Here is a 15,037-nt window from a genome sequence, read left to right on the forward strand (position 1 = left end):
TTATGGGTGCTTCAGCGCAGCATGCTGCTGCCGTAGCCCTTCAGGTTGGCTTTCTTCATCAGGGATTCATACTGGTGCGAAACGAGGTGAGATTGCACTTGGGACATAAAGTCCATCACAACCACAACCACGATCAGCAACGAGGTCCCGCCAAGGTAGAACGGCACGTTTGCAGCAACCACCAGGAACTGGGGCAACAGGCACACGGCCATCATATAAAGAGCACCAAACATGGTCAGCCGAGTCAAAACGCCATCAATATAGCGCGCAGATTGCTCACCAGGTCGGATACCCGGAATAAAGGCACCGGACTTCTTCAGGTTTTCCGCTACATCTTTCGGATTGAACATCAACGCCGTATAGAAGAAGCAGAAGAAAATAATCCCTGCACTAAACAGCAGAATATTCAACGGCTGACCAGGAGCGATCGACTGCGAGATGTCCTGCAACCAGCCCATACCTTCAGACTGACCAAACCAGGCACCCAGCGACGCCGGAAACAGCAAGATGCTGCTAGCAAAAATGGCCGGGATTACGCCAGCCATGTTCACTTTCAAAGGTAAGTGGCTGGTCTGCGCAGCGAAGACCTTGCGGCCCTGCTGACGCTTGGCGTAGTGAACGGCGATACGACGTTGACCACGCTCAATGAACACCACAAAACCGATGATCGCTACTGCCAGCAAACCGATAGCTACCAGAGCGAAAATGTTGATATCGCCCTGACGTGCAGACTCGAAGGACTGCCCAATCGCTCTCGGAAGACCGGCGACGATACCCGAAAAAATCAACATCGAGATACCGTTACCAACACCGCGCTCTGTGATCTGCTCGCCCAGCCACATCATGAACAGCGCACCAGCCACAAAGGTGGTGACTGCCACAAAGTGGAAGCCGATATCAGCAGAGAAAGCAACGCCCTGACCGGCCAAACCAATGGACATGCCAATAGCTTGAACCAGGGCCAGGACGACGGTGCCATAGCGGGTGTACTGGCTGATCTTGCGACGACCAGCCTCACCTTCCTTCTTCAACTGCTCCAGCTGTGGGCTGACTGCGGTCATGAGCTGCATGATGATCGATGCCGATATGTACGGCATGATCCCCAGTGCAAAGATGCTCATGCGCTCCAGCGCACCACCGGAAAACATGTTGAACAAGCTAAGAATGGTCCCCTCATTCTGTCGAAACAGGTCAGCTAACCGGTCAGGGTTGATACCTGGAACTGGGATATGCGCACCGATCCGATAGACGATAATCGCCAGGAACAGAAAACGCAGACGAGCCCAGAGCTCGGATAACCCGCCGCTTTTGCTGAGCGCTGAGAGAGCACCTTGCTTAGCCATTTATTCCTCGAACTTGCCGCCAGCTGCTTCGATAGCCGCACGCGCACCTTTGGTGGCTGCGATACCTTTAAGGGTGACCGCGCGAGTAACCTCACCGGACAGCATGATTTTCACGCGCTGTACGTTTTGGTTGATCACATTTGCATCCTTCAGGGACTGCACAGTTACAACGCCTTCCACTTTAGCCAGCTCGGAGGTGCGAACTTCTGCACGATCCATAGCTTTCAAAGAGACGAAGCCGAACTTAGGCAGACGACGATGCAACGGTTGTTGGCCGCCTTCAAAGCCCGGAGCAATGGTGCCACCGGAGCGGGAGGTTTGACCTTTATGGCCGCGACCACCGGTCTTGCCCAAACCACTACCGATACCACGGCCCGGACGATGCTTCTCGCGACGGGAACCCGGCGCAGGACTCAGATCATTGAGTTTCATCGATTAACCCTCGACTCGCAGCATGTAGTAAGCCTTGTTGATCATCCCACGGTTTTCCGGGGTATCAACGACTTCTACAGTGTGACCGATGCGACGCAGACCCAGACCCTTAACGCACAATTTGTGGTTAGGGATGCGGCCGGTCATGCTTTTGATCAGCGTAACTTTAACGGTAGCCATGATCAGAAGATCTCCTGAACGTTCAAGCCGCGCTTGGCGGCAATCGACTCAGGGGACTGCATGGTTTTCAGACCTTTGAACGTTGCATGAACAACGTTGACCGGGTTCGTTGAACCGTAGCACTTGGCCAGAACGTTCTGAACACCAGCAACCTCTAGGACAGCGCGCATTGCGCCGCCAGCGATGATGCCAGTACCTTCAGAAGCAGGCTGCATGTATACCTTCGAAGCGCCGTGAGCGGACTTGATAGCGTACTGCAGCGTGGTGCCGTTCAGATCAACCTGGATCATATTGCGGCGGGCAGCTTCCATTGCCTTCTGGATCGCAGCAGGCACTTCACGTGACTTGCCACGGCCGAAGCCAACACGGCCTTTACCATCACCAACCACGGTCAACGCGGTGAAAGTGAAGATACGGCCGCCTTTTACGGTTTTTGCTACGCGATTAACTTGAACCAGCTTCTCGATGTAGCCTTCGTCGCGTTTTTGGTCGTTATTTGACATAACTTAGAACTCCAGCCCGCCTTCACGAGCAGCATCAGCCAGCGCCTTGACGCGACCGTGGTACTTGAAGCCAGAACGATCAAAAGCCACTTGCGATACACCAGCGGCTTTCGCACGCTCAGCGATCAGCTGGCCAACTTTAGTGGCCGCGTCGATGTTGCCAGTGGCGCCATCACGCAGTTCTTTGTCCAAAGTCGAGGCGTTTGCCAAGACCTTGCTGCCGTCGGCCGAAATGACCTGGGCATAAATGTGCTGCGAAGAGCGGTACACGCAGAGACGCACGACTTCGAGTTCGTGCATTTTCAGGCGTGCTTTGCGAGCGCGACGCAGTCGGGTAACTTTTTTGACGGTCATTTGCTATGCCCTACTTCTTCTTGGCTTCTTTACGACGGACGACTTCGTCCGCGTAACGCACGCCCTTGCCTTTATAAGGCTCTGGACGGCGGAAGTCGCGGATCTCGGCGGCCACTTGACCAACCAACTGCTTATCGATACCTCGGATCAAGATATCGGTTTGGTTGGGGGTCTCAGCGGTGATGCCTGCTGGCAATTCGTAGTCCACTGGATGCGAGAAGCCAAGGGCCAGGTTAAGAACCGTGCCTTTTGCTTGCGCTTTGTAACCAACACCGACCAGCTGGAGCTTACGCTCGAAACCTTGGCTTACGCCCTGGACCATGTTGTTTACCAACGCACGAGTGGTACCGGCCATTGCGCGAGTTTGCTGATCGCCATTGCGAGCAGAAAAACGCAGCTCACCAGCTTCTTCAACAATTTCAACGGACGAATGAATGTTCAGGTCTAGAGTGCCCTTGGCACCCTTCACCGAAAGCTGCTGGCCGACGAGTTTTACTTCGACGCCTGCTGGCAACTTAACGGGGTTCTTAGCTACGCGTGACATGCTTACCCCCCCCTTAGAACACTGTGCAAAGCACTTCGCCGCCGACACCGGCAGCGCGCGCAGCACGATCCGTCATCACACCTTTACTGGTGGAGACGATAGACACACCGAGACCGCCACGAACTTTTGGCAAATCATCGACGGACTTGTACTGACGCAGGCCTGGACGACTAACGCGCTTGACTTCTTCAATGACCGGACGGCCTTCGAAGTATTTCAGCTCGATAGACAGCGAGGGCTTGGTTTCACTGCTGATCTGATAACCCGCAATGTAGCCTTCGTCTTTCAGGACTTTAGCTACAGCCACCTTCAAAGTGGAAGATGGCATGCTTACGACGGGCTTTTCGGCCATCTGGGCATTACGGATACGAGTTAGCATGTCCGCTAACGGGTCCTGCATACTCATGGGCTAGACGCTCCTAATACAAAATAATTAGCCTTACGGCTACTGCTTGTCGCCACAAAAACATGGGCACGCTAAGACGCGGGCTCTGGCGAGCCGGCAATTCTAGACGTACGCCAGAAACGAATCAAGCCCCAAAAGGGGCTTGATTCGAATTCAGGTCGCACCCCGGCCAGTTTCCGAAGACTCAGACCGGCATGATACGAGAAATACGGCTTACCAGCTGGCTTTCACCAGCCCTGGAACGTCACCACGCATTGCAGCTTGACGCAGCATGTTACGGCCCAAGCCGAATTTGCGGTAAACGCCGTGCGGACGACCAGTCAGGCGGCAACGGTTACGCATGCGCGAAGCGCTTGCGTCACGTGGTTGCTTCTGCAGCGCAACTGTCGCCTCCCAGCGTGCTTCTGGACTTGCGTTCAGATCAACGATGATAACTTTCAGTGCCGCACGCTTGGTGGCGTACTTGGCAACGGTAAGCTGACGTTTCAGCTCACGGTTTTTCATGCTCTTCTTGGCCATGGTCCTACTCCAATCAGTTGCGGAACGGGAACTTGAAGGCACGCAGCAATGCGCGACCTTCTTCGTCCGTACGAGCAGTGGTGGTCAGGGTAATGTCCAGACCGCGCAGAGCATCGATCTTGTCGTAATCGATTTCCGGGAAAATGATCTGCTCTTTTACGCCCATGCTGTAGTTGCCACGACCATCAAAGGACTTGGCATTCAGGCCACGAAAGTCGCGAACCCGTGGCAGGGAGATCGAAAGCAGACGATCCAGAAACTCATACATACGTTCGCGGCGCAAAGTGACCTTGACGCCGATCGGCCAACCTTCACGGACTTTAAAGCCAGCAATGGATTTCCGAGCGTAAGTCACGATGACTTTTTGACCGGTGATCTTTTCCAGGTCAGCAACAGCGTGTTCGATGACCTTTTTGTCCCCGATCGCTTCGCCCAGACCCATGTTCAGGGTGATCTTTGTAACGCGTGGAACTTCCATCACGTTCGAAAGCTTAAGTTCTTCCTTAAGTTTCGGTGCGATTTCTTTCCAGTAAATCTCTTTTAGTCGTGCCATGGTCTTCTACCTAGCAGTGTTCAAGCATCAACCGCTTTTTGGGTCGACTTGAAGACACGAATTTTTTTGCCTTCTTCAACTTTGAAACCAACGCGGTCAGCCTTGTTGGTCGCGCCGTTGAAAATGGCGACGTTCGAAGCGTGCAATGGCGCTTCTTTCTCGACGATACCGCCTTGTACGCCCGACATCGGGTTAGGCTTGGTATGGCGCTTCACCAGGTTGATCCCACCAACGACCAGACGGTCGTCAGCGAGCACCTTGAGCACCTTACCGCGCTTACCTTTGTCTTTGCCGGCGATCACGATGATCTCGTCGTCACGACGAATCTTTTGCATGTCGGATCTCCTTACAGCACTTCTGGGGCGAGCGAGACGATCTTCATGAACTTCTCAGTACGAAGTTCACGGGTCACTGGCCCAAAGATACGGGTGCCAATCGGCTCCTGCTTGTTGTTCAACAGAACAGCAGCGTTGCCATCGAAGCGGATAATGGAGCCGTCTTGACGACGAACACCATGGCGAGTGCGGACTACAACAGCAGTCATCACCTGGCCTTTTTTCACCTTGCCGCGAGGAATTGCTTCCTTGACGGTTACTTTGATGATGTCACCGATACCAGCGTAACGACGATGAGAGCCACCAAGCACCTTGATGCACATAACGCGGCGAGCGCCGCTGTTATCGGCCACATCGAGCATGGATTGAGTCTGAATCATATAATTTCTCCGACCCCTAGTCCTTAGACTTCCACAGCGCGTTCGAGAACATCAACCAACGCCCAAGACTTGGTCTTGGCCAGCGGACGAGTTTCACGAATCGTGACCTTGTCGCCAATGTGACATTGGTTGGTTTCGTCGTGCGCGTGCAGCTTAGTCGAACGCTTAACGTATTTACCGTAGATTGGGTGCTTTACGCGACGCTCAATCAGAACGGTGATGGTCTTGTCCATTTTGTCGCTGACAACGCGGCCAGTCAGCGTGCGGACGGTTTTTTCGGCTTCAGCCATGATCACTTACCTGCCTGCTGGTTGAGCACAGTCTTCACGCGAGCGATGTCACGCTTGACTTGCGAGAGCAGGTGAGACTGCCCCAACTGGCCAGTTGCTTTCTGCATACGCAGATTGAACTGGTCGCGCAGCAAGCCGAGCAGTTGCTCGTTCAGTTGCTGTGCTGATTTTTCACGAAGTTCATTCGCTTTCATCACATCACCGTCCGCTTAACAAAGGAGGTGGCGAGCGGCAGCTTTGCAGCAGCCAGGGCGAAAGCCTCACGCGCCAACTCTTCAGTAACACCCTCGATTTCATACAGGACTTTGCCTGGCTGAATCTGGGCAACCCAGTACTCCACGTTACCCTTACCTTTACCCATACGAACTTCGAGGGGCTTTTTGGAGATAGGCTTGTCCGGGAATACACGGATCCAGATCTTGCCGCCACGTTTTACGTGACGGGTCAGTGCACGACGCGCTGACTCGATCTGACGAGCGGTGAGACGACCACGAGCAACAGACTTCAGCGCATATTCGCCGAAGCTGACTTTGCTACCGCGCAGTGCCAGGCCACGGTTGTGACCAGTCATCTGCTTGCGGAACTTCGTACGCTTTGGTTGCAACATTTGGCGTACCCCTTACTTAGCAGCTTTTTTACGAGGCGCTGGTGCTTGTGGTTTCAGTTCTTCTTGGCGACCACCAATTACTTCGCCTTTGAAGATCCAAACCTTTACACCGATCACACCGTAAGTGGTGTGAGCTTCGTAGTTGGCATAGTCGATGTCGGCACGCAGGGTGTGCAATGGCACACGACCCTCGCGATACCATTCAGTACGTGCGATTTCAGCACCGCCGAGACGACCGCTCACTTGGATTTTGATGCCTTTGGCACCAATGCGCATGGCATTCTGTACGGCACGCTTCATAGCGCGACGGAACATCACACGACGCTCCAGCTGCTGAGCTACGCTCTGAGCAACCAGCATACCGTCAAGTTCCGGCTTGCGGATCTCTTCGATATTGATGTGCACAGGCACACCCATTTGCTTGGTCAGGTCCTGACGCAGTTTCTCAACATCTTCACCTTTCTTCCCGATAACGATACCTGGACGAGCGGTGTGGATGGTGATGCGTGCAGTTTGAGCCGGACGATGGATATCGATACGGCTAACGGACGCGCTTTTTAGTTTGTCTTGGAGATACTCACGCACCTTCAGATCTGCGAGCAAATAGTCCGCATAAGTCCGACCGTCTGCGTACCAGACGGAGGTGTGCTCCTTGACGATTCCCAGGCGAATGCCAATGGGATGTACTTTCTGACCCATCTCTTCGACTCCGTTACTTGTCAGCAACCTTGACAGTGATATGGCAAGACCGCTTGACGATGCGATCAGCACGGCCTTTGGCACGTGGCATGATGCGCTTCAGCGAACGCCCTTCGTTGACGAAAACGGTGGAGACCTTAAGGTCATCAACGTCTGCGCCTTCGTTATGCTCGGCGTTGGCTACGGCCGACTCCAGCACTTTCTTAATGATCTCGGCGGCTTTCTTACTGCTGAAAGCCAACAGGTTGAGCGCTTCGCCCACCTTCTTCCCGCGGATCTGGTCGGCGACCAAGCGGGCTTTCTGGGCGGAGATTCGAGCGCCCGACAACTTAGCGGCTACTTCCATCGTTCCTTACCCCTTAACGCTTGGCTTTCTTGTCTGCCACGTGCCCACGATAAGTGCGGGTACCGGCAAACTCGCCTAGTTTGTGGCCGACCATGTCTTCGTTCACGAGAACAGGAACATGTTGACGACCGTTATGCACAGCGATGGTCAAACCGACCATTTGTGGCAGGATCATAGAACGGCGCGACCAGGTCTTAACTGGTTTGCGATCGTTCTTTTCCGCCGCCACTTCGATCTTCTTCAGTAGGTGAAGATCAATAAAAGGACCTTTTTTCAGAGAACGTGGCACTGTCGTATCCCTCTATTTACTTGCGACGACGGACGATCATTTTGTCGGTACGCTTATTACCACGAGTCTTCGCGCCCTTAGTCGGGAAGCCCCACGGCGATACCGGATGACGACCACCAGAGGTACGACCTTCACCACCACCATGTGGGTGGTCAACCGGGTTCATGGCAACACCACGAACGGTTGGGCGAACGCCACGCCAGCGTTTGGCACCAGCTTTACCCAGCGAACGCAGGCTGTGCTCGGAGTTCGAGACTTCACCTAACGTTGCACGGCATTCCGACAGCACTTTACGCATTTCACCGGAACGCAGACGCAAGGTCACGTAGACGCCTTCACGGGCGATCAGTTGAGCCGAAGCACCAGCAGAACGAGCGATCTGAGCACCTTTACCCGGCTTCAACTCGATGCCGTGTACGGTAGAACCCACTGGAATGTTGCGCAGTTGCAGAGCATTACCTGGCTTGATTGGTGCCAGTGCGCCTGCGATCAGCTGGTCGCCAGCACTTACGCCTTTAGGGGCGATGATGTAGCGACGCTCGCCGTCTGCGTACAGCAGCAGTGCGATGTGAGCAGTACGGTTTGGATCGTATTCAATACGCTCGACAGTGGCAGCGATGCCATCTTTGTCATTGCGACGGAAATCGACCAGACGATAATGCTGCTTATGACCACCACCGATGTGACGCGTGGTAATACGGCCATTGTTATTACGACCACCAGACTTCGATTTTTTCTCGAGCAGCGGTGCGTGAGGAGCGCCTTTATGCAGCTCCTGGTTGACCACCTTGACCACAAAACGGCGGCCAGGGGAAGTCGGTTTGCATTTAACGATTGCCATGATGCACCCCTTCCTTACTCAGCACTGCTGCTGAAATCGAGATCTTGGCCTGGCTGAAGGGAGATAACCGCCTTCTTCCAGTCATTACGCTTGCCCAGACCGCGAGCAGTGCGTTTGGTCTTACCCAGAACATTCAGGGTAGTCACGCGCTCTACTTTCACGCTGAACAGGCTTTCGACGGCCTTCTTGATTTCCAGCTTGGTTGCATCAGTAGCAACCTTGAAAACGAACTGACCTTTCTTGTCTGCCAGAACCGTAGCCTTCTCGGAAACATGCGGGCCAAGCAGAACTTTAAATACGCGTTCCTGGTTCATCCCAGCAGCTCCTCGAATTTCTTCACGGCCGACACAGTGATCAACACTTTGTCGTATGCGATCAGACTAACTGGATCGGAACCTTGCACATCACGTACATCGACGTGTGGCAGGTTGCGAGCAGCCAGGTACAGGTTCTGATCAACAGCGTCCGACACGATCAAAACGTCGGTCAGGCTCATGTCGTTCAGTTTGCCCAGCAGATCTTTGGTTTTCGGCGATTCAACAGCGAAATCCTGAACCACGACCAGACGATCAGTACGAACCAGTTCAGCAAGGATGGAGCGCAGTGCTGCGCGGTACATCTTCTTGTTGAGCTTCTGAGAATGGTCCTGAGGACGTGCTGCGAAAGTGGTACCGCCGCCGCGCCAGATTGGGCTACGGATAGTACCGGCACGAGCACGGCCAGTACCCTTTTGACGCCACGGGCGCTTACCGCCACCGGAAACGTCGGAACGGGTCTTTTGCTGCTTGCTGCCCTGACGACCGCCAGCCATGTAGGCCACGACTGCCTGGTGAACCAGCGTCTCGTTGAATTCGCCGCCAAATGTCAGTTCGGAAACTTCGATCGCTTGAGCGTCATTTACATTTAATTGCATGTCAGCTTCCCCTTAACCGCGAGCCTTGGCTGCTGGACGTACAACCACATTGCCGCCAGTAGCGCCTGGAACAGCGCCCTTGACCAACAACAGATTGCGTTCAGCGTCCACGCGCACTACTTCCAGGGACTGCACGGTCACGCGCTCAGCGCCCATATGACCGGACATTTTTTTGCCCTTGAATACACGACCAGGAGTCTGGCACTGGCCGATAGAGCCCGGGACGCGGTGGGATACGGAGTTACCGTGGGTGTTATCTTGCCCGCGGAAGTTGTGACGCTTGATCGTACCCTGGAAGCCTTTACCCTTGGACTGACCGGTTACATCAACCATCTGACCTGCGGCAAAGATTTCAGCATTGATCAGATCGCCAGCCTGGTACTCACCTTCTTCAAGACGAAATTCGAGAACAGTACGACCAGCGGCAACATTCGCTTTAGCAAAGTGACCTGCTTGAGCAGCAGTGACACGCGAAGCACGACGCTCACCGACAGTGACTTGCACTGCACGATAGCCATCGGTTTCTTCGGTTTTGAACTGAGTGACGCGATTCGGCTCGATCTCAATGACCGTGACCGGAATGGAGACACCTTCTTCGGTGAAAATACGGGTCATACCGCATTTACGACCGACTACACCAATAGTCATGTTGTAAACCTCATGAGTGTACGGGGCTTTCACCCGCTATGGCCGCCCATTTCAGAGCGTTACACGACTAAGACCCAAGTCTTAGCCGAGGCTGATCTGTACTTCCACACCGGCCGCCAGATCAAGCTTCATAAGTGCGTCAACGGTTTTATCCGTCGGCTGAACGATGTCCAGAACGCGCTTATGAGTGCGGATCTCGTACTGGTCGCGCGCGTCTTTGTTGACGTGCGGAGAAACCAGAACGGTGAACCGCTCTTTACGGGTAGGCAATGGAATTGGACCACGCACTTGAGCACCAGTACGTTTCGCGGTTTCCACGATTTCCTGGGTGGATTGGTCGATCAGGCGATGGTCAAAAGCCTTCAACCTGATACGGATTTGCTGATTTTGCATTGGATTTCAGACTCCAGGCTACTTCCCACCGAGCGCAATGCGCCCGTTAAAAGGAGGCGCAATTCTATAGACGGGCTGACAGGGTGTCAACCCAATAAAAAAAGCCCCCGCAAGCGGAGGCTTTTTCTTAAATCATCACTTACGCGATGATTTTGGCTACGACGCCAGCGCCGACGGTACGACCGCCCTCACGGATAGCGAAACGCAGACCGTCTTCCATTGCGATTGGTTTGATCAGAGTGACGGAAACTTTAACGTTGTCACCTGGCATAACCATCTCAACGCCTTCCGGCAGTTCGCAGCTACCAGTTACGTCGGTAGTACGGAAATAGAACTGCGGACGATAGCCTTTGAAGAACGGAGTATGACGGCCGCCTTCTTCCTTGCTCAGCACGTAGATTTCAGCTTCGAACTGAGTGTGCGGCTTGACGGTGCCCGGCTTGACCAGAACCTGGCCACGCTCAACGTCGTCACGCTTGGTGCCACGCAGCAGAACGCCGCAGTTCTCGCCAGCACGACCTTCGTCGAGCAGCTTACGGAACATTTCAACGCCGGTGCAGGTGGTGACGGTTGTGTCACGCAGACCAACAATTTCCAGCGGATCTTGTACCTTGACGATACCGCGCTCAACACGACCAGTCACAACAGTACCGCGACCGGAGATCGAGAATACGTCTTCGATTGGCATGAGGAACGGCTTGTCAGTCACACGAACTGGATCTGGGATGTAGCTGTCCAGTGTTTCAACCAGTTTACGAACGGCAGTGGTGCCCATTTCGTTGTCGTCTTTGCCTTCCAGAGCCATACGAGCAGAACCGATGATGATCGGAGTGTCGTCGCCCGGGAAATCGTAAGTGCTCAGCAGGTCGCGAACTTCCATCTCAACCAGTTCCAGCAGCTCAGCGTCATCAACCAGGTCAGCCTTGTTCAGGAAGACCACGATGTAAGGAACGCCTACCTGACGGGACAGCAGGATGTGCTCACGGGTTTGTGGCATCGGACCATCAGCAGCCGAACAAACCAGAATCGCGCCGTCCATCTGGGCAGCACCGGTGATCATGTTTTTCACATAGTCAGCGTGACCTGGGCAGTCAACGTGAGCGTAGTGACGGATCTTCGAGTTGTATTCAACGTGCGCGGTGTTGATGGTGATACCACGAGCTTTTTCTTCCGGTGCGCTGTCGATCTTGTCGAAGTCAACAACAGCCGAACCGAAAACTTCGGAGCAGACGCGAGTCAGAGCAGCGGTCAGCGTAGTTTTACCATGGTCAACGTGACCGATGGTGCCAACGTTGACGTGCGGAAGGGAACGATCAAATTTTTCTTTAGCCACGACAAATAACTCCTAGCCTAAAGGCGCTGAATCAGCCTTGTTTTTTGGTTACAGTTTCGACGATGTGCGACGGAGCTGTATTGTATTTTTTGAATTCCATAGAGTAGCTTGCGCGACCCTGAGACATGGAACGAACGTCGGTCGCATAACCGAACATTTCACCCAACGGAACCTCGGCACGAATTACTTTGCCGGAAACCGTATCTTCCATACCCAAGATCATGCCGCGACGACGGTTAAGGTCGCCCATCACGTCACCCATATAGTCTTCAGGCGTAACAACCTCTACCGCCATGATCGGCTCAAGCAACTCACCACCGCCCTTCTGGGCCAGTTGCTTGGTCGCCATGGAGGCAGCCACCTTAAACGCCATCTCGTTCGAGTCGACGTCGTGGTAAGAACCATCAAACACGGTAGCCTTCAGGCCGATGAGCGGATAGCCGGCAACAACACCGTTCTTCATCTGCTCTTCGATACCCTTCTGGATAGCCGGGATGTATTCCTTAGGAACCACACCACCCACTACTTCGTTCACAAATTGCAGACCTTCCTGACCTTCGTCAGCAGGCGCAAAACGGATCCAGCAGTGACCAAACTGGCCACGACCGCCGGACTGACGAACGAACTTGCCTTCGATTTCACAGCTCTTCGTGATGCGCTCACGATACGAAACCTGAGGCTTACCGATGTTGGCTTCGACGTTGAACTCACGGCGCATCCGGTCAACCAGGATGTCCAGGTGCAACTCGCCCATGCCAGAGATGATCGTCTGACCCGTCTCTTCATCAGTTTTCACGCGGAAAGATGGATCTTCCTGAGCAAGCTTGCCCAGTGCGATACCCATTTTTTCCTGGTCATCCTTGGTTTTTGGCTCAACGGCAACCGAAATTACCGGCTCCGGGAAGTCCATACGAACCAGAATGATTGGCTTGTCAGCGCTGCACAAGGTTTCGCCAGTAGTGACGTCCTTCATGCCAATCAAGGCCGCGATGTCACCAGCGCGTACTTCCTTGATCTCTTCACGGGCGTTAGCGTGCATTTGCACCATACGACCCACGCGCTCTTTCTTACCCTTGACCGAGTTGATGACACCGTCGCCGGACGCCAATACGCCCGAATAAACGCGGACGAAAGTCAAGGTACCCACGAATGGGTCGGTAGCGATCTTGAACGCCAAAGCCGAGAACGGCTCATTGTCGTCTGCATGACGCTCCAGGTCTTTAGTCTCGTCATCAGGATCGGTGCCCTTGATGGCAGGAATATCAACCGGTGCCGGCAGGTAGTCGATAACGGCGTCGAGAACCAGGGGAACGCCCTTGTTCTTGAAGGAAGAACCGCAAACAGCCAGAACGATCTCACCAGCGATAGTACGCTGACGCAGAGCGGCCTTGATTTCCTCGTTGGTGAGTTCTTCACCTTCAAGGTACTTGTTCATCAGCTCTTCGCTGGCTTCGGCCGCAGCTTCGACCATGTTGCCACGCCACTCGTCAGCCAGTTCTTGCAGTTCTGCAGGGATAGGCTCGCGACGAGGGACCATGCCCTTGTCAGCGTCGCTCCAGTACACAGCTTCCATGGACATCAGGTCGATCTGACCCTGGAAGTTGTCTTCGGCACCGATAGCGAGCTGGATTGGCACCGGAGTGTGACCCAGGCGCTGCTTGATCTGACCAATTACGCGCAGAAAGTCCGCACCGGCACGGTCCATTTTGTTTACGTACACAAGACGCGGAACGCCGTATTTGTTGGCCTGACGCCATACGGTTTCCGACTGCGGCTCAACGCCCGAGGTGCCGCAGAACACAACGACCGCGCCGTCGAGAACACGCAGGGAACGCTCAACTTCAATGGTGAAGTCTACGTGGCCCGGGGTGTCAATGACGTTGAAGCGGTACTGGTCTTTGTGCTGTTTCTCGGAACCCTGCCAGAAGGCAGTGATAGCAGCAGAAGTAATGGTAATACCACGCTCCTGCTCCTGAACCATCCAGTCCGTGGTCGCGGCGCCGTCATGCACCTCGCCCATTTTGTGGCTTTTGCCGGTGTAAAAAAGGACGCGCTCGGTGGTGGTAGTTTTACCAGCATCCACGTGAGCAACGATACCGATGTTACGGTAGCGGTTGATCGGTGTAGTACGAGCCATAAAGCCCTCGCAAAATGAGTGACGCTGTGATTAGAAGCGGTAGTGCGAGAAAGCTTTGTTGGCTTCAGCCATACGGTGCACATCTTCACGCTTCTTAACTGCAGCACCTTTACCTTCGGCGGCGTCCATCAGTTCGCCCGCCAAACGCAGAGCCATGGATTTCTCGCCACGCTTGCGGGCGTAGTCTACCAACCAGCGCATTGCCAAAGCATTGCGACGGGATGGGCGAACCTCAACAGGAACCTGGTAAGTAGCACCACCTACGCGGCGCGACTTCACTTCGACCAGCGGAGCGATGGCGTCGAGTGCTTTTTCGAAGAGTTCCAGGGGATCAGTACCGGCCTTGCGGGCTTTGACAGTATCCAGAGCACCGTAAACGATACGCTCGGCAACGGCTTTTTTACCGCTTTCCATTACGTGGTTCATGAACTTGGCGAGAATCTGGGATCCGTACTTCGGATCGTCAAGAATCTCACGTTTGGCTGCTACGCGACGTCTTGGCATGATAAGCCCTCAAACGGTCTTCAGGTTCGCTCGGGACAGCGCATTAGAGATGCAGTGCCCGACCTTACTCTTATCGACTCAATAAATTTAATAAATGACGAAAAAACGACCGAATTACTTCGGACGCTTGGTACCGTATTTCGAACGACCCTGGTTACGGCCTTTAACGCCCGAAGTATCCAGAGAGCCGCGAACGGTGTGGTAACGAACACCTGGCAAGTCTTTAACACGGCCGCCGCGAATCAGAACGACGCTGTGCTCCTGCAGGTTGTGGCCTTCACCACCGATGTACGAGGAAACCTCGAAACCGTTGGTCAGACGCACACGGCAAACTTTACGCAATGCCGAGTTAGGTTTTTTCGGCGTAGTGGTGTACACGCGAGTGCACACCCCACGACGTTGCGGGCAGTTCTGCAGCGCAGGCACGTCGGATTTCTCGACGATACGCTTACGCGGCTGACGTACCAGCTGGTTGATAGTTGCCATCT

General features: G+C 54.2%; 26 protein-coding genes. All 26 read right to left on the reverse strand.

The features are described from left to right. Positions 1–11: 11 nt before the first annotated feature. The 26 genes from secY to rpsL all read right to left on the reverse strand — a co-directional run bounded on the left by secY (position 12) and on the right by rpsL (position 15,035). Complete coding sequence (gene secY, locus EC915_RS23420; protein ID WP_133752881.1) at positions 12–1,343, reverse strand: preprotein translocase subunit SecY; 1,332 nt, start codon at positions 1,341–1,343, stop codon at positions 12–14. Beyond that, positions 1,344–1,775 (reverse strand): 50S ribosomal protein L15, encoded by a 432-nt coding sequence (gene rplO / locus EC915_RS23425; protein ID WP_037017733.1) that lies wholly within the window; start codon positions 1,773–1,775, stop codon positions 1,344–1,346. Between the two features lie 3 nt (positions 1,776–1,778). Continuing rightward, on the reverse strand, positions 1,779–1,955 hold the full coding sequence (rpmD, locus tag EC915_RS23430; RefSeq protein ID WP_028621547.1) for a 50S ribosomal protein L30: 177 nt from the start codon (positions 1,953–1,955) through the stop codon (positions 1,779–1,781). A gap of 2 nt (positions 1,956–1,957) precedes the next feature. Continuing rightward, positions 1,958–2,458: a 30S ribosomal protein S5 gene (gene rpsE, locus EC915_RS23435; RefSeq protein ID WP_081569209.1), complete on the reverse strand. Its 501-nt coding sequence runs from the start codon at positions 2,456–2,458 to the stop codon at positions 1,958–1,960. A 3-nt stretch (positions 2,459–2,461) separates the two neighbouring features. After that, positions 2,462–2,812 carry a 50S ribosomal protein L18 gene (gene rplR / locus EC915_RS23440; protein WP_037017727.1) on the reverse strand — a complete coding sequence of 117 codons (351 nt, stop codon included), beginning with the start codon at positions 2,810–2,812 and terminating at the stop codon, positions 2,462–2,464. A 10-nt stretch (positions 2,813–2,822) separates the two neighbouring features. Next, positions 2,823–3,356: a 50S ribosomal protein L6 gene (rplF, locus tag EC915_RS23445; RefSeq protein WP_062384491.1), complete on the reverse strand. Its 534-nt coding sequence runs from the start codon at positions 3,354–3,356 to the stop codon at positions 2,823–2,825. 13 nt (positions 3,357–3,369) lie between these two features. Then, positions 3,370–3,762, reverse strand: coding sequence for a 30S ribosomal protein S8 (gene rpsH / locus EC915_RS23450; protein WP_133752882.1), 393 nt, complete (start codon positions 3,760–3,762; stop codon positions 3,370–3,372). A gap of 213 nt (positions 3,763–3,975) precedes the next feature. Continuing rightward, positions 3,976–4,281, reverse strand: coding sequence for a 30S ribosomal protein S14 (gene rpsN / locus EC915_RS23455; RefSeq protein WP_133752883.1), 306 nt, complete (start codon positions 4,279–4,281; stop codon positions 3,976–3,978). Positions 4,282–4,294: 13 nt separating this feature from the next. Beyond that, complete coding sequence (rplE, locus tag EC915_RS23460; RefSeq protein ID WP_133752884.1) at positions 4,295–4,834, reverse strand: 50S ribosomal protein L5; 540 nt, start codon at positions 4,832–4,834, stop codon at positions 4,295–4,297. Positions 4,835–4,854: 20 nt separating this feature from the next. Next, positions 4,855–5,169 carry a 50S ribosomal protein L24 gene (gene rplX, locus EC915_RS23465; RefSeq protein ID WP_133752885.1) on the reverse strand — a complete coding sequence of 105 codons (315 nt, stop codon included), beginning with the start codon at positions 5,167–5,169 and terminating at the stop codon, positions 4,855–4,857. An 11-nt stretch (positions 5,170–5,180) separates the two neighbouring features. Further along, positions 5,181–5,549 carry a 50S ribosomal protein L14 gene (rplN, locus tag EC915_RS23470; protein ID WP_133752886.1) on the reverse strand — a complete coding sequence of 123 codons (369 nt, stop codon included), beginning with the start codon at positions 5,547–5,549 and terminating at the stop codon, positions 5,181–5,183. Between the two features lie 23 nt (positions 5,550–5,572). Beyond that, positions 5,573–5,839: a 30S ribosomal protein S17 gene (gene rpsQ / locus EC915_RS23475; protein ID WP_003176419.1), complete on the reverse strand. Its 267-nt coding sequence runs from the start codon at positions 5,837–5,839 to the stop codon at positions 5,573–5,575. A 2-nt stretch (positions 5,840–5,841) separates the two neighbouring features. Further along, positions 5,842–6,033 carry a 50S ribosomal protein L29 gene (gene rpmC, locus EC915_RS23480; protein WP_002555481.1) on the reverse strand — a complete coding sequence of 64 codons (192 nt, stop codon included), beginning with the start codon at positions 6,031–6,033 and terminating at the stop codon, positions 5,842–5,844. Then, positions 6,033–6,446, reverse strand: a complete 414-nt coding sequence (gene rplP, locus EC915_RS23485; protein WP_016779178.1) for a 50S ribosomal protein L16 — start codon at positions 6,444–6,446, stop codon at positions 6,033–6,035. Before rplP ends, rpmC begins: the two co-directional genes overlap by 1 nt. 12 nt (positions 6,447–6,458) lie before the next feature. After that, positions 6,459–7,145, reverse strand: a complete 687-nt coding sequence (gene rpsC / locus EC915_RS23490) for a 30S ribosomal protein S3 (protein ID WP_008065719.1) — start codon at positions 7,143–7,145, stop codon at positions 6,459–6,461. 13 nt (positions 7,146–7,158) lie between these two features. Next, positions 7,159–7,491 carry a 50S ribosomal protein L22 gene (rplV, locus tag EC915_RS23495; protein ID WP_003210077.1) on the reverse strand — a complete coding sequence of 111 codons (333 nt, stop codon included), beginning with the start codon at positions 7,489–7,491 and terminating at the stop codon, positions 7,159–7,161. A 13-nt stretch (positions 7,492–7,504) separates the two neighbouring features. Beyond that, the gene (gene rpsS, locus EC915_RS23500; protein ID WP_002555486.1) at positions 7,505–7,780 is read right to left on the reverse strand and encodes a 30S ribosomal protein S19; all 276 of its coding nucleotides are present in this window, start codon (positions 7,778–7,780) and stop codon (positions 7,505–7,507) included. A gap of 16 nt (positions 7,781–7,796) precedes the next feature. Then, entirely contained in the window at positions 7,797–8,621 is an 825-nt protein-coding gene (gene rplB, locus EC915_RS23505; RefSeq protein WP_003317104.1) for a 50S ribosomal protein L2, read from the reverse strand. A 14-nt stretch (positions 8,622–8,635) separates the two neighbouring features. Further along, positions 8,636–8,935, reverse strand: a complete 300-nt coding sequence (gene rplW / locus EC915_RS23510; protein ID WP_008374165.1) for a 50S ribosomal protein L23 — start codon at positions 8,933–8,935, stop codon at positions 8,636–8,638. Further along, positions 8,932–9,534, reverse strand: coding sequence for a 50S ribosomal protein L4 (gene rplD / locus EC915_RS23515; protein WP_037017717.1), 603 nt, complete (start codon positions 9,532–9,534; stop codon positions 8,932–8,934). Before rplD ends, rplW begins: the two co-directional genes overlap by 4 nt. 12 nt (positions 9,535–9,546) lie before the next feature. Next, positions 9,547–10,182, reverse strand: coding sequence for a 50S ribosomal protein L3 (rplC, locus tag EC915_RS23520; RefSeq protein WP_133752887.1), 636 nt, complete (start codon positions 10,180–10,182; stop codon positions 9,547–9,549). An 81-nt stretch (positions 10,183–10,263) separates the two neighbouring features. Beyond that, positions 10,264–10,575: a 30S ribosomal protein S10 gene (gene rpsJ / locus EC915_RS23525; protein WP_003186070.1), complete on the reverse strand. Its 312-nt coding sequence runs from the start codon at positions 10,573–10,575 to the stop codon at positions 10,264–10,266. 139 nt (positions 10,576–10,714) lie between these two features. Then, positions 10,715–11,908: an elongation factor Tu gene (gene tuf, locus EC915_RS23530; protein ID WP_133752888.1), complete on the reverse strand. Its 1,194-nt coding sequence runs from the start codon at positions 11,906–11,908 to the stop codon at positions 10,715–10,717. 31 nt (positions 11,909–11,939) lie between these two features. Then, positions 11,940–14,045, reverse strand: a complete 2,106-nt coding sequence (fusA, locus tag EC915_RS23535; RefSeq protein ID WP_133752889.1) for an elongation factor G — start codon at positions 14,043–14,045, stop codon at positions 11,940–11,942. A 30-nt stretch (positions 14,046–14,075) separates the two neighbouring features. Beyond that, positions 14,076–14,549, reverse strand: a complete 474-nt coding sequence (gene rpsG, locus EC915_RS23540) for a 30S ribosomal protein S7 (protein WP_133752890.1) — start codon at positions 14,547–14,549, stop codon at positions 14,076–14,078. A 114-nt stretch (positions 14,550–14,663) separates the two neighbouring features. Further along, positions 14,664–15,035, reverse strand: coding sequence for a 30S ribosomal protein S12 (gene rpsL / locus EC915_RS23545; RefSeq protein WP_003186084.1), 372 nt, complete (start codon positions 15,033–15,035; stop codon positions 14,664–14,666). Positions 15,036–15,037: the final 2 nt, after the last annotated feature.

The sequence above is a fragment of the Pseudomonas sp. LP_7_YM genome (assembly GCF_004364435.1).
Lineage (GTDB): Bacteria > Pseudomonadota > Gammaproteobacteria > Pseudomonadales > Pseudomonadaceae > Aquipseudomonas.